Annotated in this window: 22 protein-coding genes and 1 pseudogene; 15 read left to right on the forward strand and 8 right to left on the reverse strand. The window is 63.8% G+C overall.

What is annotated here, in order from left to right; all coding sequences use genetic code 11:
* Window positions 1-466: pseudogene (locus MJ601_RS19400) on the forward strand (hypothetical protein); the annotation flags it as partial.
* Between the two features lie 4 nt (window positions 467-470).
* Here the strand turns inward: MJ601_RS19400 and MJ601_RS19405 are convergent.
* Complete coding sequence (locus MJ601_RS19405; protein WP_242129489.1) at window positions 471-1403, reverse strand: SDR family NAD(P)-dependent oxidoreductase; 933 nt, start codon at window positions 1401-1403, stop codon at window positions 471-473.
* A gap of 113 nt (window positions 1404-1516) precedes the next feature.
* Here MJ601_RS19405 and MJ601_RS19410 point away from each other — a divergent pair, with 113 nt between their 5' ends.
* From MJ601_RS19410 to MJ601_RS19420, 3 genes are read left to right on the forward strand one after another with little or no spacing between them, the layout of a single operon-like run.
* On the forward strand, window positions 1517-2275 hold the full coding sequence (locus MJ601_RS19410; protein ID WP_242129491.1) for a glucose 1-dehydrogenase: 759 nt from the start codon (window positions 1517-1519) through the stop codon (window positions 2273-2275).
* A 12-nt stretch (window positions 2276-2287) separates the two neighbouring features.
* Window positions 2288-3214, forward strand: a complete 927-nt coding sequence (locus tag MJ601_RS19415; RefSeq protein WP_242129493.1) for an NAD-dependent epimerase/dehydratase family protein — start codon at window positions 2288-2290, stop codon at window positions 3212-3214.
* 8 nt (window positions 3215-3222) lie between these two features.
* A complete protein-coding gene (locus tag MJ601_RS19420) occupies window positions 3223-4155 on the forward strand; it encodes an NAD-dependent epimerase/dehydratase family protein (RefSeq protein ID WP_242129495.1) in 933 nt (310 codons plus the stop codon).
* On the opposite strand, the gene MJ601_RS19425 is transcribed toward MJ601_RS19420, so the two are convergent.
* Genes MJ601_RS19425 through MJ601_RS19440 form a run of 4 tightly spaced genes read right to left on the reverse strand, consistent with a single transcriptional unit; the run spans window position 4148 to window position 10577 of the window.
* The gene (locus MJ601_RS19425) at window positions 4148-5074 is read right to left on the reverse strand and encodes an SUMF1/EgtB/PvdO family nonheme iron enzyme (protein ID WP_242129497.1); all 927 of its coding nucleotides are present in this window, start codon (window positions 5072-5074) and stop codon (window positions 4148-4150) included. The genes MJ601_RS19420 and MJ601_RS19425 overlap by 8 nt on opposite strands.
* Window positions 5071-6798: an arylsulfatase gene (locus MJ601_RS19430; RefSeq protein WP_242129499.1), complete on the reverse strand. Its 1728-nt coding sequence runs from the start codon at window positions 6796-6798 to the stop codon at window positions 5071-5073. Before MJ601_RS19430 ends, MJ601_RS19425 begins: the two co-directional genes overlap by 4 nt.
* A gap of 15 nt (window positions 6799-6813) precedes the next feature.
* A complete protein-coding gene (locus tag MJ601_RS19435; protein ID WP_242129501.1) occupies window positions 6814-8154 on the reverse strand; it encodes a hypothetical protein in 1341 nt (446 codons plus the stop codon).
* Between the two features lie 26 nt (window positions 8155-8180).
* Window positions 8181-10577, reverse strand: a complete 2397-nt coding sequence (locus MJ601_RS19440) for a TonB-dependent receptor (RefSeq protein ID WP_242129503.1) — start codon at window positions 10575-10577, stop codon at window positions 8181-8183.
* Between the two features lie 583 nt (window positions 10578-11160).
* On the opposite strand from MJ601_RS19440, the gene MJ601_RS19445 reads away from it, so the two are divergent.
* Genes MJ601_RS19445 through MJ601_RS19495 form a run of 11 tightly spaced genes read left to right on the forward strand, consistent with a single transcriptional unit; the run spans window position 11161 to window position 20163 of the window.
* Window positions 11161-12111: an aldo/keto reductase gene (locus MJ601_RS19445; protein ID WP_242129505.1), complete on the forward strand. Its 951-nt coding sequence runs from the start codon at window positions 11161-11163 to the stop codon at window positions 12109-12111.
* On the forward strand, window positions 12108-12875 hold the full coding sequence (locus MJ601_RS19450) for an SDR family NAD(P)-dependent oxidoreductase (protein WP_242129507.1): 768 nt from the start codon (window positions 12108-12110) through the stop codon (window positions 12873-12875). The genes MJ601_RS19445 and MJ601_RS19450 overlap by 4 nt, the downstream gene beginning before the upstream one ends.
* A 10-nt stretch (window positions 12876-12885) precedes the next feature.
* Entirely contained in the window at window positions 12886-13347 is a 462-nt protein-coding gene (locus tag MJ601_RS19455) for a VOC family protein (RefSeq protein WP_242129509.1), read from the forward strand.
* Entirely contained in the window at window positions 13340-14461 is a 1122-nt protein-coding gene (locus MJ601_RS19460; protein ID WP_242129511.1) for a DUF1214 domain-containing protein, read from the forward strand. Before MJ601_RS19455 ends, MJ601_RS19460 begins: the two co-directional genes overlap by 8 nt.
* A complete protein-coding gene (locus MJ601_RS19465) occupies window positions 14458-15648 on the forward strand; it encodes a sulfotransferase family protein (protein WP_242129522.1) in 1191 nt (396 codons plus the stop codon). Before MJ601_RS19460 ends, MJ601_RS19465 begins: the two co-directional genes overlap by 4 nt.
* Window positions 15645-16430, forward strand: coding sequence for an SDR family NAD(P)-dependent oxidoreductase (locus MJ601_RS19470; RefSeq protein WP_242129532.1), 786 nt, complete (start codon window positions 15645-15647; stop codon window positions 16428-16430). Before MJ601_RS19465 ends, MJ601_RS19470 begins: the two co-directional genes overlap by 4 nt.
* An 18-nt stretch (window positions 16431-16448) precedes the next feature.
* Window positions 16449-17303: an MBL fold metallo-hydrolase gene (locus tag MJ601_RS19475; RefSeq protein ID WP_242129535.1), complete on the forward strand. Its 855-nt coding sequence runs from the start codon at window positions 16449-16451 to the stop codon at window positions 17301-17303.
* Complete coding sequence (locus tag MJ601_RS19480) at window positions 17300-18148, forward strand: maleylpyruvate isomerase family mycothiol-dependent enzyme (protein ID WP_242129537.1); 849 nt, start codon at window positions 17300-17302, stop codon at window positions 18146-18148. The genes MJ601_RS19475 and MJ601_RS19480 overlap by 4 nt, the downstream gene beginning before the upstream one ends.
* 27 nt (window positions 18149-18175) lie before the next feature.
* Window positions 18176-18892, forward strand: coding sequence for an EthD domain-containing protein (locus tag MJ601_RS19485; protein ID WP_242129539.1), 717 nt, complete (start codon window positions 18176-18178; stop codon window positions 18890-18892).
* A complete protein-coding gene (locus MJ601_RS19490; protein WP_242129541.1) occupies window positions 18882-19472 on the forward strand; it encodes a VOC family protein in 591 nt (196 codons plus the stop codon). The genes MJ601_RS19485 and MJ601_RS19490 overlap by 11 nt, the downstream gene beginning before the upstream one ends.
* A 31-nt stretch (window positions 19473-19503) precedes the next feature.
* Window positions 19504-20163: a TetR/AcrR family transcriptional regulator gene (locus MJ601_RS19495; RefSeq protein WP_242129543.1), complete on the forward strand. Its 660-nt coding sequence runs from the start codon at window positions 19504-19506 to the stop codon at window positions 20161-20163.
* 109 nt (window positions 20164-20272) lie between these two features.
* On the opposite strand, the gene MJ601_RS19500 is transcribed toward MJ601_RS19495, so the two are convergent.
* From MJ601_RS19500 to MJ601_RS19510, 3 genes are all read right to left on the reverse strand, one after another.
* Window positions 20273-21091: a FadR/GntR family transcriptional regulator gene (locus tag MJ601_RS19500; RefSeq protein ID WP_242129560.1), complete on the reverse strand. Its 819-nt coding sequence runs from the start codon at window positions 21089-21091 to the stop codon at window positions 20273-20275.
* Window positions 21092-21152: 61 nt separating this feature from the next.
* A complete protein-coding gene (locus MJ601_RS19505; RefSeq protein ID WP_242129562.1) occupies window positions 21153-21563 on the reverse strand; it encodes a nuclear transport factor 2 family protein in 411 nt (136 codons plus the stop codon).
* A gap of 11 nt (window positions 21564-21574) precedes the next feature.
* On the reverse strand, window positions 21575-23065 hold the full coding sequence (locus MJ601_RS19510) for an aldehyde dehydrogenase family protein (protein WP_242129571.1): 1491 nt from the start codon (window positions 23063-23065) through the stop codon (window positions 21575-21577).
* Window positions 23066-23072 lie beyond the last annotated feature (7 nt).

The following is a 23072-nucleotide window of genomic DNA, read 5'->3' on the forward strand; positions in this document are numbered from 1 at the left end:
GGGCCTGCGCATCCGGCGCACGGGCGTGCGCGATGTCGGGGAATTTCCCGGGCATTGCTGGCTGTCCGCCCTGTTTCCCAGCGGCAAGGCGTTCGGCATCCTCGCTTTCCCGCCACGCAAGGACGGCACGCCCGCCTATTCGGAGGCCTTCACCTTCGACGGTCGGACCAAGCGCTATGGCAAGGTAATCGAGGCGCCCTGGCTGACCCGGTTCGAGCCGCATGATGGCCGCCACGACCTGCTGCTGGAAATGGAGGATGGCGAGCGCATCCGCATCGACGGACGCACCCACAACAGCACTTTCCTGGCCAAAGGGACGCCGATGTTCGGCGACTGGACCCATGGTGGCGGGCCGCATCCCACGCCCTTGCCCTTCGCGCAGGGCGACGCGGTCTATAGCTGGGACGGTGAGAGTGCTTATGGCATGACCGAGCGGTCGCTGCCGCTGGATCGCTGGGAGAAATAAGGGGTCAGGCCACCAGCCGCTCCGAAACGCGCCACAGCTCCTCTGCGTCGGCGGGCACCATCACCGTGGGATCATAACCGTTCCACGGATGTGTGTCCGGCCCGGTGGGGATGGCCAGTGCGCAATCCTCCAGCACCAGCCCGCCGCGCCCTTCCAACTCGGCTGCGCAGCAGGCCCACAAGGTGGTCGCCGCGCCCTGTTCGACCGTCTTCATGACGGGATTGGGTTTGCCGTCGGGCAGGATGAAGCCGATCTGCCGCTTCAGTTCCTCCCCATGATAGCGTTGCAACCCGGTCAGGACCGATCCGGGCAAGACGGCATTGGCGAAGATGCCGCGCCCGCTCCATTGCCGGGTCGCTTCCATGGCGAACAGGATGTTGGCGGTCTTCGACTCGCCATAGGCGGCCAGGTCGTTCCGCTCGCGCGCCCGCCATTGCAGGTCGCTGAAGTCGATGCGCTTCCCCTTGTGTGCGGCCGAACTCAGCATGACGATCCGCGCACCCTGCGCCGACAGCCGGTCGAGCAACAGGTTGGCGAGCAGGAAATGGCCGAGATGATTGGTCGCGAAACGCACGTCGAGACCATTTTCCAGATGCGCCTCCGGCGTCTTCGACACACCGGCATTGGCCACCAGCAGATGGACCGCTTCATGGCGGGCGTTCACGTCGGCGGCAAAGGTGCGAACCGACCGCGGGTCCGCCAGATTCAGCTCCAGTGTTTCGACCGGCTGTCCGGTCTCGCCTGCGATGGCATCGGCGACACCGCGTCCCGCCTCCGCATTGCGCACCCCCAGGATCAACTGCGCTCCGGCATCGGCAAGGGCGCGGGCGGTTTCGATGCCAAGGCCTGAGCCTGCGCCGGTGACGATGGTCAGCCTTCCGCTCAGATCATGGGCGCGCGCGACCTCCAATGCGGTGGAATGACGATCGAAGGGCATCCCTCTCTCCTGCCTGTTTTCTCCCTGAGCAATAGATTTCTTGACTTGTTAGTCAAGTGATAGGACAGATGGCTCGAACCCGGCAAAGGCCGGGACAGGAAAGGATCGACTGGATGCCGCTGTTTGAAGGGAAGGTCGCGCTTGTCACGGGCGGCGCGACGGGAATCGGGCGCGAAACCGCCCTGCGCTATGCCGCAGAAGGCGCGCGCGTGACGGTTGCCGACATCAACGAGGACGAAGGGCAGAAAACGGTCGGGATGATCGAGGCGGCCGGAGGGCAGGCGCTCTTCATCCGCACCGATGTGACCAGTTCCACCGATGTCGAGGCGATGGTCGCGCGAACGATGAATCGCTTCGGCCGACTCGACGCGGCGTTCAACAATGCCGGAACGCCGGGTGGCTTCACCAATGTCGTCGATTGCACCCAGGCCGAATGGGACCGCACCATCGCGCTCAACCTGACCAGCGTGTGGCTGTGCATGAAGCATGAGATCCCGGCCATGCTCGCCAGCGGCGGCGGCGCCATCGTCAATACCGCGTCGGAGGCGGCGAACCATCCCTCGCCGCATATGGCCACCTATATCGCGACCAAGAGTGGCGTGGTGGGGCTGACCCGGTCGGCGGCGCTCGACTTTGCCGGGCAGAACATCCGGGTGAACGCGCTGTTGCCCGGACCCACGGTCACGCCGATGCTGATGCAGGGCACGCAGGGGCTGGAGCGCTCGCTCGAAGCGTTCGGCGCGGGCCTGCCGATGGGCCGCGTGGGTCAGCCGCGCGAACAGGCCGATGTGGTGATCTTCCTCACCTCCGAAATGTCGTCCTTCGTCACCGGCATGGCCGTGTCGGTCGATGGCGGCCTGAACCTGCGCTGAGAGGAAATGACTATGCTGGAAGGAAAGAAAATTCTCATCACGGGCCATACCGGACGCATCGGTCAGGCCGTGGCGACGCGTTTCGCGCCGGTCTGCGAGATGTGGGGGCTGGCCCGCTATACACGCGAAGGATCGCTGGAGGAGGCGAAGAGCCTGGGCGTCATCCCCGTCAAGGGCGATTTCGGACGCGGTTCGCTCGACCAGGTGCCGACCGATTTCGACTATGTGCTGCACATCGCTGCGGACATCACGCCCAAGTCGGCCGAAGCGGGCATGATTGACAATAGCGACGGTCCCGCGCGCCTGATGAAGCATTGCCGCAATGCCAAAGCGTTCCTGCATGTATCCACCACCGGCGTCTATCGCCAGAATGCCGACCCGCGCCATGTCTATGCTGAGGACGACGATCTGGGCGGCTATTTCGGCGGGCAATATGTGCCGACCAAGCTGGCTGGCGAGGGGGCGGTGCGCGCCGCCTGCTTCATCCTCGACCTGCCGACGGTCATCTGTCGCCAGAATGTCCAATATGGCGGCCCGCATGTGAATGGGGGCCTGATCGACCGTTTCCTCGACGAACTGGTGACATCGGGCAATGTGCTCGCGCCGACCGAAGAGGTGAATTATTGCGGCGCCATCCATGAGGACGATATCTGCGATATCATCGAACCCTCGCTCGGCATGGCATCGGTCCCCGCCAGCATCGTCAACTGGTGCGGGGACGAAGCGGTCGAATGGCATGAATTGTTCGAATATGCGGGCGAGCTGATCGGGAAGAAGCCGAACTTCATCCGCAACCCGGACTTCACCTTTCCCAATTGCGTGCCCGATCCGGCGAAGCGGCAATCGATCGGTGGCCCCGCGAAGGTAAGCTGGCAACAGGGGGTGCGCCGTTCCCTCGAAATCCGCCACCCGCATCTGAAACTCAACGTCGAGGCCTGAGACGAACCATGACCACGATCGAAGGCAAGAAAGTCCTCATCACCGGGCTGACGGGGCGGATCGGACAAGCGATCGCGACCCGCTTCGCTTCCTCCTGCGAGATGTGGGGGCTGGCCCGCTACGGCCGCACGGGGTCGAAGGACGAAGCGCGGGCACTGGGCGTCATTCCTGTGCAGGGCGATTTCGCGCGCGGCTCGCTCGACCAAGTGCCGACCGATTTCGACTATGTGCTGCACATCGCCGCCGATGTGATGCCGCCGACCTCGGAAGATGGCATGGTCGACAATAGCGATGGCGCCGCGCGGCTGATGAAGCATTGCCGTGACGCGAAAGCCTTCCTGCATGTTTCGGCCACCGGGATCTACCGGCAGCATGACGACCCGCATCATCTTTATGCGGAGGATGCGGATCTGGGCGGCTTCTATGGCGGCCATTATGCGCCCACCAAGCTGGCGGGGGAGGGGGCGGTGCGCGCCGCTTGCCTCATCCTGGAACTGCCCACGGTCATCTGCCGCCAGAATGTGCAATATGGTGGCGGGCATGAGAGCGGCGGCCTGATCGACCGGTTCCTCGATATTTTCGTGGAGACGGGCGAGGCCTATCTGCCGCCGGAGGGGCCTCTGGTCATCGGTCCGATCCACGAGGATGATATTTGCGACATCGTGGAACCGTCGCTGGGCATCGCGTCGGTCCCGGCCGGCATCGTCAACTGGAGCGGCGACGAGATGGTCGATTGGCAGGAATTGTTCGAATATGCGGGCGAGCTGATCGGCCGGCGGCCGAACTTCATCCGCAAGCCGGAATTCGCCTTTCCCAACTGCATGCCTGATCCGGCGAAGCGCCGGTCCATCACCGGATCGCTCAAGGTGCGGTGGAAGGACGGGGTCAGGCGTTCGCTGGAAATGCGGCATTCCGAGTTGCGCCTGAACGACGTCAGCTAGGGTTCTCGGGTGAGGCATTGCCTGGTCTCGTCGTACGGATCGTTCTGAACCCGATATGGGACGCGCCGAGGTCATGGTCCTGAGCCTGGAAGGCGGCCGCCCGGAAGTTGGCGCAATAGTTAAGCGCACACAAGTAGGAGCCGCCCTTGAGCAGGCGTCTTATTCCATCATCCGAACCCGCGCTGCTCGTCGTCCATTCCCAGACGTTGCCGATCATATCGTGGATACCCAGATTATTGGGTGGGAAACAGCCCACTGGCGCAATCCCGCGGAAATGATCCTGTCCGGTATCGACCGCCGGGAACACGCCCTGCCAGGTGTTGGCGATCGGCGCCGAGCCAGACGCGCGGTCATAAGCCCAGTCGAGCGGATCGCGCGGCCCGGTCTGGTCGGCCCTGGCCGCGCGTTCCCATTGCACCGCGTCCGGCAGTTCCGATGCCTGCCATGCGGCGAAGGCACGTGCATCTTCGAAGGTGACGTGAACCACGGGCAGCCAGGATCGACCGGTGATATCGCTGCCCGGCCCTTGTGGATGCTGCCAGTCCGCGCCCCTGGCGAATCGCCACCACGATATCGGCCCGCCGATGTCCTGGCCCGACAACGGCGGCGAGAATAGTGCCGATCCACCCTCCCGCTCTGCCTGCGTCACATAGCCAGTGGCGGCGATGAAGCGGGCGAACTCGCCATTCGTGACTTCATGATCGCCGATCCAGAACTCCGGGACGTGGACGGGCTTGCCTGGTCGACCGGGGCCATCCTCGCCCATCAGCACCGTTCCGGCAGGCACATGCACCCAGCGGGTAGAGGTGGCGCATTGCCGGACCGGCTCCCCTACCCATGATCCGTCGGCGGGCGCCGCCGCATAGACGGCGGTGCCTAGCGCAAGAGCCAGCAACAGCGCGGCCGGTCGCCGCGTCATTTCCGGTCCGTTCCGCGATGGCCGGTGTCGATCCGTCCGACCGCATTGCCCTGCGGCAGGATCACGCCGACGCGCCGAGCATAGGCGTCCCAGTCCGTCACCAGTTCCGCCAGCTTCTGCGGCTCTCGCTCGGCCAGATCGCTGGTTTCGCCGGGATCGGTGCGGATATTGAACAGCAGCCAACGGCCGGTGGGCAGGCGGTCATCGATATTGCGGGCCATGTCGTTCAGCCACAGCGCCTTGTAATCGCCCTTGGTGATGTTGCGACCACCGAACAGTTCGCCACCTACCGGCGTGTCCGGCCCGCGCAGTGGCGTCTTGTCGCCCGCGAGTGCGGATTTCCACGACACGCCCTCCACCAGCGCCCGTCCCCGCGGACCGAGGCCGTGTCCGTCCGCAGGCTGCCTCGCGAAGTCGAGGGCGGTGGCGGCCACGTCCGTCGCGTGGGCTAGGCCGCCGTCCACAAGTCCCCTGCGGATGCCCGGTCCCGTCGCGAACAGCGGCGCCCGGATTCCGCCCTGCGCGGAAAATATCTTGAACAGCAGATAGGGCGATGTCCCCGCCTGGCCCCAACCCGGTCCGTACCAGATCAGCGAATTGGCGTGGCCGATATTGTCGAGGCTATTGTCATAATTGTCGGCGACCATCTTCGAGAAGCCGTCGTCGAAGGTGCCCACACGGTCATAGGCACTTCCCGCCGCTCCGTTGTCCGAGGTGAAGAGGATTATGGTGTTGCGAAACTGTCCGTTGCGTTTCAATTGCGCGACGATCCGACCGACATTGTCGTCTATGCTGCGGATCATCGCGGCGTAGACTTCCATCTTGCGCGCCTCGATCGCCTGTTCCTGGGGTGTGAGGTCGGCCCAAGGCTTGATGCCGTACAGAGGGCCGAGCGACACGTCGCCGATCAGGCCGAGCGCTTTCTGACGGTCGAACCGGCGCTGGCGCAGCACCTCATAGCCTTCGGCATATCGGCCCTTGTACCGGGCGATCAGTCTGTCCGGTGCCTGCAGCGGCCAATGGGGCGCGGTATAGGCGAGATAGCCGAAGAAGGGGCGGCTGTCCGCCTTCGCCTCGTCGAGGAGGGTGAGGAAATTGTCGGTGAAATAATCGGTCGAATAGGCTCCCTCCGGATAGGTGAGTGGCTTGCGGTCCTCGACATAGGCGCCGCCCGAATGGAATCCACCCTTGCGCCCGAAATGATTGTCGCCGCCGCCCAGCAGGGCGAAGGAGCGTTCGAACCCGCGATCGGCGGGCCACTGGCCCGGCTTTGCGCCCAGATGCCATTTGCCCGACAGCAGCGTGTGGTAGCCCGCGTCGCGCAGCCGTTCGGCGACGGTTGCGACACGCTGGTTCAGCACGCCCTCATAGCCCGGCTTGCCACGCTGGTTGTCGGTCAGCAATTCGGCCATGTTGCCGACGCCCGCGACATGGTTGTCGTTGCCGGTCAGCAGCATCGAGCGGGTGGGCGAGCAGGTGGGCGATACCTGGAAATTGGTGAAGCGGGCGCCCGAGGTAGCCAGCGCGTCCAGGTTGGGCGTGCCGATCTCGCCGCCGAACGCGCCGAGATCGGAATAGGCAAGGTCATCGGTCACGATGACGATGATGTTGGGTCGGCCGTCTTTCCCCGGAGCGGCCGAGGCGGCGGGCCCTATCAGGATCGAACCGAGGGCGAGGCCGGCGAGCCGCGCGAGCAGCCGGGTGGGCGAAGGGGCGCTGGACATCCTTTCCTCCGATCCTCAATCGAGCCGGTTGCGATAGGCGCGGGCGCGCGCCTGGATGTCCGCCGCCCGCTGCGCCGGGGACACGGGCGGCGTGTCCGGCGCGATTTCCGCCTTCAGTTGGTTCAGCTTCACGACCTTGTAGCCGCGTAGCAGACCATCGCCTGTGCCCGCGCTATCGAAACCCTGCCAGCGCAACTGGACATAGCCCTGATGCAGGCCGCCGGTGTCGACCCAGTTGGGTACGCCCGGATCGGTCGGCGACAGCACATAGGTATAGCCGCCGTCCGGGTCCGCCTTCGCTTGCGACAGGTTGACGCTGGCCTGATGCTCGCGGCTGTCGGGCGCGATCATCCAGGCGTCTACCGCCTGGATGCCGGTATAGCGTGCGCCGCCCCGACTTGTCCTGATGACCACCGCCTCGCCGGGGGCCAGGACATAGCGGGCGGCGGCGAGATAGCCCCAGTTGCCGTCGCGCGGCACTGGACCGACAGGCACATTGGCCTGCATGCCGCCGAACCAGTTGTCCTTGAAATGCGCCCAGAACCGCAGATAGGCCGGTAGGCCGGCGAGGATGTCCCGCCGCAGCGTCGCCGCGTCGCGCGGAGCCGTTTCGGGCTTGTCGAGGCGGCGGATGGTCAGCCGGTTGGGCTTCTGCGTCCAGTCGGACAGGACGTCGCGGACCGATATGCCGATCCGGCCCGGCTCCGTCCTCAGATGGTTGGACCCGTCGTCTGGCCCGCCAACGGTCAGGCGGAAGCTGCCGTCGGGCGCGACCTGCACGCCCTGGTCCGTCAGCATCCGGATCTGCGATCCCATGTCCGCGCTGCTCTTGTTCTGGCGCAGGGCGGCATTGGTGCGGACGCTTTCGAAACTGAACTGCGCGGGCCGGTGCGCCTGGTCCACCTGCCCGTTGATCTCGTAGCGGCCGGACCCGTCGATGGTCGTAATGCGGTAGATATGATCGGGATTGTCGCCCGCGACCGCCATGCCGATGCTATGGCCGTGCCAGTCATGCGGTGTATTGTCGTCGTACCACAGAATCTGGGGGGCGCCCGGATCGCCGGCGATCTCCTTGATGATGAAGGAACTGGTCCATTGTTCGATGGCGTGGTCCAGCCGCGCCGCGCCTTCCGGTGTCTGTCCGACCGGCGTGGCCGCCAGTTCCGCGCGGACCGCCGCCTGGATCGCCTTGATTTCCGGGTCGGCGAGCAGCCTCACGGCGATCCGTTCGGCCGCGATCTGGCCGGGCGTGCCGAGGACGGAGGCCGCCTCCGCCTTGCTGCCGGCGGCGATGCCGGCGGATGTGAGGCCGGTCGACATGAGCAGCGCAGCGGCTGCGTATCTGAGCGTGTTCATCGCGTCTCTCCTTGGCTTTTATTGAATCAGAGCGTCAGGCGCAGCGTAGCGCCGATGGACCGGGGCTCGCCGACCAGACCCTGGATCAGGCCGGTGTTGAACCCGGCGGTGGTCCGGGTGACGAGATACTGTTTGTCGAACAGATTGCGCGCCCAGACCGATAGGTCGATCCGTTCGCCGAAGCGGATGCCTGCGCGCGCATTTACGAGGCCATAGCCCGCGATCCAGGACGAGGGAGCGTCGTTGGACAGGTTATAGGCGCCGGACTGATAGCTGTAGTCGATGCCCAGAAAGGCTTCCTTCCCTCCGCCGATGTCGGCGCGGTAATCGCCGCCGGCAGCGAACGCCCATTTGGGCGCTCCCGCCAGCGGCCGGCCGCTCAGATTGCAGGATGGCGCAGGGAATTGCTCGATCGGGCAGGGGGCATTCACGAAATCCAGATAGGTTGCATCGAGATAGGTGCCCGAGGCGTACAGATCGAGCCTGGCGAGCGGCTTCACACGGCCTTCGACTTCAACGCCGCGCACGCGCACCTTGCCGACGTTGGAAACATAGGTGGTGATCCGGTCGGGGTCGAACTGCGTCGCCTGATAATTGGCGTCGATGGTCCAGAAGCCCGCGACGTTCAGGGTCCAGCGGCCGTCCGCCGGACCGCTCTTCACGCCGACCTCGTAATGCGTCACGGTTTCGGGATCGATCACGACCGGCGTCCCCGGCGCGACGTTGGTGAGCGTGAGGCCGCCCGACTTGAAGCCCCTGGCGAACGTGCCGTAGAGCAGGACGTCCTGCGCGGGCTTGTACCCCAGCGTCAGTGAGCCGGACAGCCTGCTCTCCGACGTGGAGGCGGCATAGCTCCGTGCCGTGCCGAACGAAGCGCGCAGGGCCTGCACCGTGGCCTGTTCCGCGCCGGTGAGGCCAGCCAGGCTGGCGGCGGAGGCAATCGACTGCTGGAACGTCCCGTCCTTGGTCTCCTTGGTGTAGCGCAGGCCGCCTGTCAGGTTGAGCGAAGGCGAGATGTTCCACGTCGCCTGTCCGAACGCGGCATAGCTTTTGAGGCGGAGCCGGGAGAGGCCGCGCACGCCGAATCCATCAAGGGCGATCCGGCGCAGCGCGTTCGTCGCGGCGCTGGGGCTGATGCCGAAGAGGAAGGCCGGCGCGTCCGACCCGTAGGCGGTCAGATTGTCGCTGTCGAGCGACTGGTGGAGGTAGAAGCCGCCCAGCACATAGTCGACACTGTTCTTACCCTGCGAAGCCAGTCGTACTTCCTGCGTGAACTGGCGCTGGCGGCTGGAACTCTGTGCCGCCGCCAGCAAGTCGAGGCTGGTGCCGTCGGCGTCGTTGCGCGGACTCCAGTTCCAGGTGCGATAGGCGGTGATGGAGGTGAGGGCAACTGGCCCCAGATCGCTTTCCAGCTTCGCCGATCCGCCGGCCTGCGTCATCTTCACGCTGGCGAGCCGGTTCAAATAGACATTGCGGGCGGAAGGATCGAAGGGCGGCACGTTGAAGCCGGGGAAACGGCTCACCCGGTCGAGATAGCTGTTCGGGCGAAGGGTGCCGTCGGCCCGATACTGGTTGACCAGTTCCACGCCCACAGCCGCAAATCCGTCCTCATGCTGGTCTGCATAGTCGCCGATGACGCGCAAGGTGGTGGCTTCGCCAAAGCGCGCGAAGATCTGTCCCCGCACGGTGACGCTGTTATAATCATTGATGCGCCGGCCGCCGAGCGTCTGGTTGCGAACCCAGCCATTGTGCGCGGTCTGCGTCATTGCCAGGCGTACTGCCAGTTGATCGTCCACCAGCGGCAGGTTCGCCACGTCGCGAAGCTGGTAGTAGCCGAAGCTGCCGACCGATGCGTCGGCCCGCAGTTCCGGCTTGAAGGAGGAGGGCGCCTTCGTGTAGATGCTGATCGCGCCGCCCGTCGTGTTCTTGCCGAACAGCGTGCCTTGCGGTCCGCGCAGCAGCTCGATCCGGTCAAGGTCGACCAGGTCGAACACGGCCTGGCCGGTGCGGGCGTAATAGACGTCGTCGATGTAAACGCCGACGCCGTTTTCGAGGCCGTCATTCTGAAGCCCGACATTGGCCCCCAGCCCGCGGATGTTGATATTGGTGTTGCGCGGATTGGTACCGATGATCTGGAGGCTGGGCGCCTGCCGCTTCAACTGGTCCAGCGTGTAGATGTTCTTCCGGTCGAGCGCCGCCCCGCCAAACACGCTGATGGCGATCGGCACATCCTGAGCCCGCTCCTCCCGCCGCCGCGCCATCACCACTATGGCGTCCCCATCGACGGCGTCCAGCGCGGACGATTGCTCCGCAGCGCGGACAGGAATCGTCGCGACTGGTCCTGCGAGACCGACGAATGTCGCCCTTGCGACCCAGATCCCAATGCGACGCCGCCCCGTTCCATGCCGGTTCCGTTTTCGCACGATGATATTCCCCTCTCGACCGGGTGGCATAGAGGCGCCTTTTTCCGCCCCGTGAGACGGATCAAAATTTCGTTTCGTTGAAGAAACGATATGACGTGTCCCGCAAAAGCCTGCGCCTCGCAGATGTCCCGTTTTATTGGAATCGAAGATTGGCCTAGCGCCGTCGCCTCAGCAGTATGGACTTGCGGAGAAAATGGGCAGGCATGGATTACGCCCGATCGAACATTGCACCGCGAAATCTCCTATTACTACTGTATAAATAGACATACTACGTCAACAGTAGATTTGCTTGATGTCCACAAACCGCGGCTACCCTCCCCGTCTCGATTGATCCGATCGGCAAATTCTCCATCACGAGATGCGAGTGGAGCGGATCATATTATGGAAGCGCTCGCGCAAATGTCTCACGTCCTGTTCCATCCTTGTCGCAGACATGGCGAGCGTTTCCCAAACTGCTCCCAAGTGCGATTAGGCAAATCCGCCACCTCAATTTATACAATGTATAAAATATTGATTGACGATATCGACTTCTGATGCGATCTCCGCCTTCGAGACCCAGTTGAGCTAGGCGTGAGAGGACCACATGGAGTTTCGCAATTTAGGAGATTCCGGACTCCGGGTCAGCGAAATCGGGCTGGGCTGCAATAATTTTGGCGCAAAGCTGGACGAGCAACAGACACAGGTCGTCGTCAACGCTGCCATCGACGCAGGCATCACCCTGTTCGACACTGCGGACGTCTATGGCTACACCCGGTCGGAAAGCTTTTTGGGAAAGGCGCTGGCGAAGTGCCGGCATGACGTGGTGATCGCCACGAAATTCGGTCTTTCCGCATGGGATGGGGAGCATCGCAAGGGTGCATCACGGCGCTGGATCATGCAGGCCGTCGAGGACAGCCTGACGCGCCTGCAAACCGATTATATCGATCTTTACCAGCTTCACATGCCCGACCTGGCGACGCCGGTAGAAGAAACGCTGCGCGCACTCGACGATCTCATCCGTCAGGGCAAGGTTCGCTATATCGGCTGTTCCAACTTCTCAGGTTGGCAGATCGCCGATGCCAACTGGATCGCGCGCGAACTGGTCATCAATCGCTTCATATCGGTGCAGAATGAATTTTCGATGCTGAACCGTGGGGTGGAGCGAGAGGTTCTGCCCACCTGCGAGCATTTTCAGCTTGGCTTGCTGCCATTTTTCCCGCTCGCCTCCGGCCTTCTGACCGGCAAATATGTGCGTGGAGCGCCGCCGCCCGAAGGTTCGCGCCTCAGTGGCAGGCGCGGCGCCAAATCCCTGACCGATGATAATTTCGATCTGGTGGAGCGGCTCTCCACCTTCGCGCGGGATCGTAACCGCACGATGCTGGACCTCGCTTTCGCCTGGCTGCTCGCGCATCGGCCGGTCGCGTCCGTCATTGCCGGGGCGACGAGCGCCGATCAGGTCGGCGGCAATGCAAAGGCGGCCGGGTGGCGCCTGTCTGCCGAGGACATGAGTGAAATCCATGCCATTTTCACCGCGGAATCTGGAGCAGGGGCATGAGCGGACAGAAGATGGATTTGACCGGCAAGGTGGCGATCATCACCGGCAGCGGCACCGGCATAGGCCGGGCCAGCGCTGTGCTTCTCGCGCAGCAGGGTGCCGATATCGTGCTTGCGGGCCGCAAGGAAGGTCCGTTGGATGAGTCGGCTGGGCAGGTCCGCGCGCTCGGACGGCGCGCGTCGGTCATTCCCACCGACGTCAAGGACAGCGATGCCTGCGAAGCGCTGGTCGCCCGGACGATGGAGGAATTTGGGCGGATCGACATTCTGCTGAACAACGCGGGGGGCAGTCGCGCCAAGTCGCTGGATGCCTGGACGCTTGCCGACTTCCACGACATGATCGCGCTCAACCTGACCAGCGTCTGGGTGCTCTCGCTCGCCGCCGCACGGCATATGCGCGGAACTGGTGGCTCGATCATCAACATCTCGTCCATGGCCAGCCTGCGTGCGGTGCCGCACTCGGCGCCCTATGGCGTGGCCAAGGCGGGCGTGAACAACATGACCTCCGTGATGGCGGTCGACCTTGCGCCGTTCGGCATCCGCGTGAACTGCATCGCGGTGGGGACGATCAAGTCCGAAGGCTATATCCGGGCCATGGAGCGGATGGGTCTGGACCCTGATGTCAGCGGCGCTGGAAACCCGATGGGACGCCCCGGCCTGCCGGAGGAGATCGCCTGGCCGGTGCTGTTCCTGGCGTCGGATGCGTCGAGCTATGTCACGGGCCAGACCCTTGCCGTCAATGGCGGCATGGCGCTTCGGCCGTAGGGGAGGGGGGATGATCCCGGCACTGCATCCAGCCCAGCTTTTCCATGTAGGCGTGGTCTGCGAGGACATCGACGCCGCCATGGCGGAGATGAACCTTACTCTCGGCGTGACCTGGCAGGGCGGTCGCGCGGCGCGGATGGAACTCTGTATCTTCGGCGAAGAGCGCGAAGTGGAGATGCGCATCGCTCATTCGGTGCAGGGGCCGCCGCATGTGGAACTGATCCAGGCTGTGCCGGACAGCCCATGGGCCAGCCCCACCGTTGGCGTGCACCATCTCTGCTATTGGTCGGAAGAACCGCTGACGTTGATCGCGACGCTGGAAGGGGCGGGCGCCCGGCGAGTGCTGGGCAAGGATGGATCGGCCAGCGGATATTTCCATCTGCCGGGCGGCATGCTGGTCGAGGTGCTGGGCGCCGAAACCCATGACCGCCTGTCCGGCTGGATCAGGAAGGCGGAGAAACAGCATGGATAATGCGGGCATGCAGGCGGCATGGAACGCCTATCTCGATTCCCTTAAGAGCGCGGGCGAGGCGTTGTTCCGCGCCTCCTCCCCGACCGATGAAGTGACGCAGGCGGAGGGGTTACGTCATCTCTCGCGGCTGGTGCGCCTTGGCCTGTCGAGCGCGGTGGAGTTCGCCGATCCCGACTTTCCTGTCCTGGCCCGCTATGTCGACGAGGTCACGAAGTTCGGGTGCGACAATCCCGACACCATCTACCAGCGCGCGCTCATCAATCCGGCGCGCGAATATCGCATCACCGGCGTGCGGGGCAGCATCGACTATCTGAGCTTCATCACCGCCAAGCCCGGAGCCGAAGGACGCCAGCATCAGGTGGCGCAGATCGACACGTCGACCTTGCAGGTGCGGCCGGACGGCACGTTCGAAATATGCCTCTCGCCAGAGCGCAAGGGGGAGAACTGGCTGGCCATCGACGCCGAGACCCGCTCCGTCTCCGTACGCCAGACCTATCTCGACCGGCAGGCCGAGGTTCCCGCGCAACTCCATATCGAGGCCATGGGCGAGCCGCGCATCCCCCCGCCACTGACGCGCGAGAAGATATCCGCCCAGTTGGAGGCCGCGCGCAACTTCACCCTCTATTGCGCGACCCTGTTTCCCGACTGGACCGAAGGCTATCAGGCCCATCCCAACACGCTTCCCCCGGCGGATCAGGAGGCATGCCTGCGGGCCGGGGGTGATCCCAATATCTATTTCTATCGTTCCTTCTGGCGGCTTGCGCCCGACGAGGCGCTGGTGGTGCGTATTCCGCGCATTCCCGCCTGCGACACATGGAACCTTCAGGTGGACAATTATTGGCAGGAATCGATGGATTATCGCTATGTGCGCAGCCATCTCAACAAGCATAGCGCGTTGGCGGACGCGGATGGCGGGGTGACGGCGGTGATCGCTCATCAGGATCCCGGCCATCCCAACTGGCTGAATACCGCGGGCCATGAGTGCGGCCATTTCGCGATGCGCTGGATACGGGCCGTCGAACATGTTGACCCCCTCACCAGCCTGCGCCGCTTTTCCGACGTTGCCGGGCAGAGCCGGGAAGCCGTCTCGCAACTGGCCGGAGCATCAGTATGACCATGACCCCCGAACTTGACCCCGCCGCGCTGAAAGCGGAGGCGTCCCGCCGCACCGGGCTGACGGATTTCGGCGCCCCCGACTTTGAGGAGCCGCTGGCGATCGTCTGCCGATCGCTGACCGAAGAAGCGCCGCTCAGTGCCGATGGCCGGAAGGCTGCCGCCGAACGGACCATATCGGGCCTGATCGAGCGCCTGAAGCTCCAGCAATGGTTCGGCCTGCATCCAGAGATCGCCGATGAGGAAATCCGCGCCCCTCTCGTCATCGCCGGGCTGCCGCGCACGGGAACGACGCTGCTCTATCGCATGCTGTCAGCGGCAGAGGGCTTTGCCGCGCCGCTTTTCTATGAGGTCAGCCAGCCCGCGCCCGCGCCGGACTGGAACTTCGATCCCGAAGACGATCGCCGCATTCCCGCCGCTGAGCAGGCGGTGAAGGCGATGATGGCGGCGATGCCGGAACTTGCCTCCATCTATCCTTTCGAGGCGCATGCGCCCGAAGAGAGCATCTTCATGTACGGCGTTTCCTTCCGCTCGACGCGGGAGCAATCCAACGCGCTGGTCCCGACCTATAATGACTGGTTCCGTGACGCCGACAAGCGTCCCGCCTATGCCTATCTCAAGCGGAACCTCCAACTGCTGCAATGGCAGCGCAAGCGCAGCGGCCGCTGGCCCGGTCATCAGCGCTGGCTGCTCAAGACGCCCGATCATCTGCACGGGCTGGAAGAACTGCTGGCGGAATTTCCCGGTGCCCAGATCATCCAGACCCACCGCGACCCGGTGCAGACCATCCCGTCCATATGCAGCTTCATCCGCGTGCTGCATGCCCCCAATACGGCGCGGGACGACAGCATCGATATCGGCCACGCCTGGAGCGCGATGTTCGCGGCCAGCATGATCCGGGCGATGGATGTCCGGGATCGGCATCCGGCGAGCTTCCTCGACATTCAGTATCGCGACACGGTGGCCGATCCGCGCGGCGTGGCGGAGCGGATATTCGCCTTTGTCGGCCAGCCGCTGACGGAGGCGGCATGGACCGAAATGGAAAGCTGGCGCGATGCGAACAAGCGGGAGGATCGACCCGCGCATCATTACACGCTGGAGGAGTTCGGCCTGACCGAAGCGGGTGTGAAGGCGCAGTTTGCGGCCTATCGGGAGCGTTTCATCCTTGCCGAAGGCGTGCGCGCATGATCCTGAAGGACAAGGTCGTGATGGTCAGCGGCATCGGCCCCGGCCTGGGGCAGGAGATGGCGCTGCTCGCCGCCCGCGAAGGGGCCGCCATCGCCATAGGCGCGCGCACCCCGGTCAAGCTGGACGCGGTGGAAGAGGAACTGGCGCGCGACGGCATTGAACGGGTGCTGAAGGTGCCGACCGACGTTCGCGACCGTGCCCAGTGCGCGCGGTTCGTCGAACAAACGGTGGAACGCTTCGGCCGTGTCGATGTGCTTATCAACAGCGCCTATGTCACTGGCGCCTATACGCTCTCCGCCGAAGCCGATCTGGACGACTGGCGTGAGGTGATGGACGTCAACCTGTTCGGCGCGATGAACCTGATTCAGGAGGCCGTGCCGCACATGAAGCGGCAGGGCGGTGGCCGGATCATCAATGTGAATACGAAGGTGACGCGCCTGCCCCATGCGCTGATGGGCGGCTATGCCGTGTCCAAGGCGGCGCTGCGCATGGCGACCGCGCAGTTGGCCAAGGAACTTGGGGCAGATGGCATAAGGCTGAACTCGGTCTTTCCCGGCTGGATGTGGGGACCGACGGTGGAGCAGGGTTTCGAAGCGCGTGCAGCAGCCGAAGGACGCAGCGTTGCCGATATTCGGGCGGAGATCGCCGCCGCCATCCCGATCGGCGACATTCCCGAGGATGGCGATTGCGCGAAGGCGGTGATCGGCCTTGCGTCCGACTATTTCGCGATCGTCACGGGCGCCTGTCTGGACCTGTCCGGCGGCGAATATCTGCCGCTTTGATGCTGAAGGAACCACCCCATGTTGAGCTGGAGCGTCGGAGACGTCACCATCAGCGCCGTGGTAGAGGGGGAGCATGCGCTGTCCTGCGACCTTCTCTTCCCCAAAGCCACGGTTGAGGAACTGGCGGCGATAGAATGGGCAAGGCCGGATTATGTCACGCCGGACCTCCATGTGCGCCTCACCATCCAGGTGCTGCTGGTGAAGACGCCGCAGCACAGGATCGTAGTCGATACCTGCGTTGGCAATGACAAGCATCGCGTGGGCGGCATGGGGCATATGCTGTCCACAGACCTGCTGGAGCGGATGACGGCGCAGGGGTTCGGCCGCGACGATGTCGATATCGTGCTGTGCACCCACCTGCATGTCGATCATGTCGGCTGGAACACCATGCTGGAGGGCGGCCGCTGGGTGCCGACTTTCCCCCGCGCCCGCTATCTGATCGGCCGCGGCGAACTGGACTATTGGCGCGGTCAGGACGAGGGCGACAACCAGCAGATTCTGGCCGACAGCATACAGCCCATGTTCGACGCGGGCCTCGTCGATCTGGTCGAGCCGGATCATCGCATCTGCGCCGAAGTCCGCCTGATCCCGACGCCCGGCCATACGCCGGGGCATGTCAGCGTCCGTATCGAATCCGTCGGTCAAGCGGCGCTCATTACCGGGGATACCCTGCATAATCCGGTCCAACTGGCCCGACCGGACTGGGGCGCGTTCGTCGATTGCGATCCGGGGGGGGCAGAGGTCACGCGCCGCCGTCTGGCCGAAGAACTGGCTGACAGCGCGACGCTGGTGATCGGCACCCATTTTTCCGCTCCCACTGCCGGACATGTGGTTAGGGATGGTGAGGCTTTCCGGTTGGAGCGCCGATCATGAGCGCTATTGGCACAGCGGAAGCGACACATGTGCTGAACGACCTGCGCGACGAAGTGGCGGAGCTTCGGCGGTTGGTCGAACCACGCACCGACAGAGAACTGGCGGAGGAGACGCCCTTTTATGGCTGGCGGGGGCAGGATGTCCTTCTCCACCTGATCTTCATCGACTGGCTGGCGACGCTGGCCGTGACCGATCCGGATCGGTGCGCCGAGGCGGTAGCCACCATGGGTCGCGCGACCGCACGGCCAGTGGATGACGACAGCGGGACCTTCGGTATCTTTGCCCGAATCAACGCGCATGAGCGGCAGGTCATCGGCGATCTCGCTCCCCGCGCGCTCGTCGGCCGCTGGATCGAGGGATTTGAGGCTTTGACCGACGCCCTTTCCGGTCAGGACGGCGCCCGCTCCCTCACATGGTTCGGACGGCCGATGAAGCTGTCGACGCTGATCGGCGCGCGGCAAATGGAAGTGTGGGGCTATGGTCAGGATGTCTTCGATCTGTTCCGGGAGCGCCGCCGGGAGGGCGACCGTATCCGCAACATCGTCGAATTCGCGCTGCGAACCTTCCGTTTCAGCTTCGCCAATAGGGGGCTGGAGGCTGGCGTCATGCCCAATCTAGAACTGACCGCGCCGTCCGGGGCGGTTTGGCGTTGGGAATCGCTCTCCAGCGAACGGATCAGCGGATCGGCGGTCGATTTCGTGTTGGTGGCGACGCAACGGCGCAACGTCGCCGACAATTCTCTGCGTGTCGAAGGTGATACTGCCCGAAACTGGATGCGGATCGCGCAGTGCATCGCGGGGCCGCCGCTTCCCGGCCCCGCACCGGGTGAGCGCGTCTGGAACTGAAAATCAGGAAATATCTGGAGAGGATATATGGTAGAATCGCCGAAGCTGGAGGGAGAAGCCGGGTTCCGATGCCTGGCGCTGATTGAAATGGCGAACGAGGAATCGCTGGAGACCAACCAGGCGCACTGGCGCGAGGACGATCCCTTCCGCAGCCTTCGCGATCATGGCGCCCGCCATTATGTCCGCGCGCTTGCCCTTCGCAGCGATCAGCCACTGTTCCGTCCGCGCACATATATCGGCGTGGCGGAATATTGGACGGATGATGAAGCCGCCGCGCTTGCTATCCACGCCCGGCTCCGCGACCGTAGCTGGCTGAAGGCGCATCCTGTCTTTCGGGACGCACGGCTGACGCTATTGGCCAACCGGGAACATGGCTTCATCGGCCATCTGCATGACTGCCCGCCCGACGGCATCACCGCCATCTTCTTCAACAAGCGGAAGGAGGACATGTCGGTCGAGGCCTATCAGCATCATTGGCGCGACGTTCATGGTCCGATGGTGTTCGGTGCGCCGGGGCTGGCGCGCTATCTGCAACTGCATCGATTGCCCGCGACCTATGACGGTGACGACACCGCGCTCGATGGCGCGGCGGAAATGTCATGGCTCGATGCGGCGGGGCAGGCCACTTATTCGGCGGCGGAAGATTATCAGCAGAAGTTCCGCGACGACATGCCGAACCTGTGGGACATGCGCGCCGGGGTGCGCATGTACGTCCGGAAGGAGGAGGTGTTCCATGACCGGTGAAGGTTCATCCGTCCCGTTCAGCCATTTCTATCAAGGTGGCTGGCCGGAGGGCGACTATCGGTTCTTCCAGATCGCCTGGGTGGTGGAGGACCTGTTCGCTACCGCCCGCCGCTGGACGGAGGTCTATGGTGTCGGCCCTTTTCTGGTGCTGCCCAAGCGGACCCATCAGGCGCGCTATCGCGGCAAGGAAGTGCCGGTGGAAATGCAGATCGCCGTTTCGCAGGCGGGGCCGGTGCAGCTGGAATTCATCCAGCAGACTGCCGAGGTCGACAGCATCTATCGGGAAATTTTCCCCAAGGGGGTCAACGGCGTCCATCATTTCTGCACCATGACCGCGGATTTCGACCGGACGGCGCGCCATTATGAGGCGATGGGCTACCCTTCCGTCGCGCAGATGCTGGGGCCGCTCAGGGTGGAATATTTCGATACCCAGAAGGACTTCGGCCATATAACGGAACTGGTAGAATTCACGCCGGAAATGATGGCCGCCCATCAGCGCAATGCCGCGATCTGCTCGGCATGGGATGGCACCGATCCGATCCGCATCCTGACGCGCGACGGATATCGATTGCCGGAATGAGGACTGGTTAACTTTCGGGGGGACTGATATTTTGGCGATCCGCACCAAACCCGTATCGAAAGGCGATGAGACGCGCGAGCGGATCAAGCTTCGCGCGCGGGAACTGTTTGCCGAACATGGACCGGACAGGGTCACCATTCGCGACATTGCCGATGCCGCGGGCCAGAAGAATGGAGGGTCGGTCAACTATTATTTCCGTTCCAAGGACGATCTGATCCTGGAGATTCTGGAAGAGGTTCTCAACGATGTCGATACCTATCGGGGCGCCTTGCTGGACGAACTGGAACAGTCAGGCGCCCCGATCACCGTGCGCGCCATCCTGAAATTGCTCAATCCTGAAAGGCCCGGAACGGAATCGGCCGTTCCGCTGCTCATCAGCCTGACGCTGCATCGCCGCGATCTGATGCACACAGCGGTTCCGGGGCGCTGGGACAAGGCCTATCTGCGCTGCATCGAGCATCTTCGTAAACTGATCCCCGGCTATCCGGAAAAAATTCTGCAACAGCGGCTCTATTTCCTGATCCCATATCTCTGGACCTTCCTCAAGACACGCGAGCCGAGCGAGCATCGCGCCCAGTTCTGGCGGCAGTTCTGGGCAGATCCTTCCGCCTACGAAACGCTGCTCGACACGGCGGAAGGCATACTCATGCGGCCGGTTTCGGAAGATACGCTGGCTGCCTTTCGGGATTAGGCTGAGCAGTGATCCACACTCGAGATTGATTGCGGTGGTATAATGGACATACTGCATCGTCGGTAGAGTCGTTCGATATCCGCAAGCTGCGGCTACCCAGCCCCTCGATTCATTCGATAAGCTGGATAGGCGCATTCCTCGTCACGAGGCGCGTGTGGGATCGGATCATGTCGCGCAGGCGCTGCTGCATCAATTCTTCCGCCTTTTCCCCGTCGCCCGCGGTCAGCGCGGCAAGCATGTCGCCGAACCGCTTTCGCGCAGGTCCCATTTCCGCGATATTCTCCGGAGGCAGTCCGGCGAGGTCAGATGGTATTTCACCGATCTGCAACTCGATGATTTCAGCCATCATCTGGCTGACGAAGCTGATCGCCGCATTGCCGCAGAGTGCACAAACGGCAACGTCGAAGCGACGGATGAGGCGTGCCAGTTCCTGCGGATGGTCGCGATGCTCGACCATTAGCTCGTAAAGCCGGTGCAATTCGCCGAGGTCCGGTTGCGGCTTCATTTCCGCAACCATTCTCACGGCGGGCGGCACAAGAATGCTCGCCAGGACGAACACGTCCATGATCGTCGCTCCGCGCAGACGGAGCGCGAGGCTGGCTTGCCGTGCCGCCTGATAGGCGGTGGGATGGTGAATGCGATGCCCCTTGTTGCCGCCGCGCGTCGTGGTCAACAAACCTTCCGTTTCCAAGATACGAATGGCTTCGCGTAGCGTAGGTCGGGACACGCCGAACCGCTCGATCAGATCTCCTTCTGGAGGCAGCAGGTCGCCATCGGCGATGACGCCCGCACTGATTTCATGGCGTAGCGCGTCGGCGATGACCTGGGAAGCCTTGCGGAAGCGTGGCGATGATGCGTTGCCTGGTTCCAATGATGGGCGATCGGGCGGTGTGGGCGTTGCTGGCGGGCAAAGGGATTTAGCCGTCATGGCGACCAGTTCCTATCGCGCAAGAGCGTCATGGCAAGGCTTTTGCGTCCGGCCTTTCCTTTCAGCTCGCCCATTGCGTCCGAACGGTACGCGCGTGAATGCGCCATTGACCCTCCTCCCGAACGCAGATGTCGGAGTAGCGACCATAGCCCTGCGTACGCAAATCGTCCGCGGACAGATAGAGGCAGTAGCTTTCCACTCCTATCCTGCCATCGTCGCGCGTCGTGAGTTGAAGCGTGGTGACGAGATGCACATGCCGATGGCTTGACCGGGCCCAGCCGTCCTTCACGAAGGCAAGGATCGCGTCTCGCCCTTCGCGCAGGATGGCCGGATTGCCCGGCACATGCAGTTCCAGTCTGCCATCGCTGGCCCAGCATTGCGCCACCCCGTCCAGATCTCGGTCGTCGGTACGGAATTTCTGGCGTGCGATCAGATCGCGCACCATGTCCCTGTCATCCGCCGTGATGGTCATCGGCCCCGCCCTCAATTGCCGGCGGGGAAGCTGATCGCCTTGATCTCGGTATATTCGTTGAAGCCTTCCTCGCCCCATTCGCGGCCCAGGCCCGATTTCTTGTAGCCGCCGAAGGGCGTGTCGGGATGGAAGCCGCCGGGGCCGCCGTTGATGCTGATCTGGCCGGTGCGCACCTTCATCGCCATCTTGAGCGCCGTGCCCGCATCACGCGAGATGATCGCGCCGCCCAGGCCATAGTCGGACTGGTTGGCGAGGCGCACGGCTTCCTCATCGGTGTCGAAGCCCACGACCGCCGCGATCGGGCCGAACACCTCGTTCTGGCCGAGATAGCTTTCGTTGGCGACATTGTCGAAAATGGTGGGTTCGAAGAAGAAGCCCTTGTCCAGCCCGTCTGGCCGCTTGCCGCCGCGCACGAGCGTCGCGCCTTCCGCCAGCGCGCGTTCGCAAAAACCGGCGGTGCGTTCGCGCGCGGTTTCACGGATGAGCGGCCCCATGAAGGTATCCTGCGCGAACGGATCGCCGATCTTGAGCGCGCCGACCGCATCGGACAGCGCCGCCACGAAGTCGCCGCGCACGCGATTGTCGACCAGCATGCGCGTCGTCATCGAACAGCCCTGCCCGGCCTGATGGACGAAGCCGAAGATACCCGACATCACCGCGCGCTCCATGTCGGCGTCGTGGCGGATGATGAGCGGCGACTTGCCGCCCAGTTCCAGATGGCATTTCTTGAGCGTGGGGGCGCCTTGCACCATGATCTGCGACCCTACCTTGTCGGACCCGGTGAAGCTGACCATGTCGACGCGCGGATCGGACCCCAGGATCGCCCCGACATCCGCGCCGCCGGTGACGACGTTGAAGACGCCGGGCGGGAGGTCGAGTTCGGCGATCATTTCGGCGATCATCATCGTCTGCAACGGCGTGAAGGGCGAGGGCTTCACGATGACGCTGTTGCCGGCCGCCATCGCTGGAACCGCCTTGACCAGCGTCAGTAGGAAGCCGGCATTATAGGGCGTGATCGCCAGAACGACGCCGATGGGATCGCGCGTGACCAGCGCGCCGCCCATCGCGTTGGTGCCGTCCGGACGCGGCGTGACGATGAAGGGCAGGGTCTTGGTCGGGTCCTTGCGCGCGACCTCGATCGCCTTGGCGAACTGCACATCGCACAGGCCATATTGAAATTCGGCCTGCAACGCCGTGTAGCCCATTTCGAGCATCATCAGCGTTAGCGCCTCTTCCTTGCGCTCGCGCACCTTGTCGAGCAGGCGCTGCATGGCGTCGGCGCGCACGTTGCGGTCGGTCTGCGGCCACGGTTCCTCATCGAAGGCGCGGCGGGCGGCGGCCAGCGCCGCCAGCGCCTCTTCCTTGCCGCCCAGGGGCGCCACGCCGAAATTCTCGCCGGTCGCAGGGTTGAGCACCGGCTCGGTGCCCAGCGACGACGCGACGAACCGGCCGTCGATGAACAGCTGGTCGTAATTGGCGCGTATCTTCGAAATTGCAGTCATTCATGCT

This window comes from Sphingobium trunci (genome assembly GCF_022664535.1).
Taxonomy (GTDB): Bacteria; Pseudomonadota; Alphaproteobacteria; order Sphingomonadales; family Sphingomonadaceae; genus Sphingobium.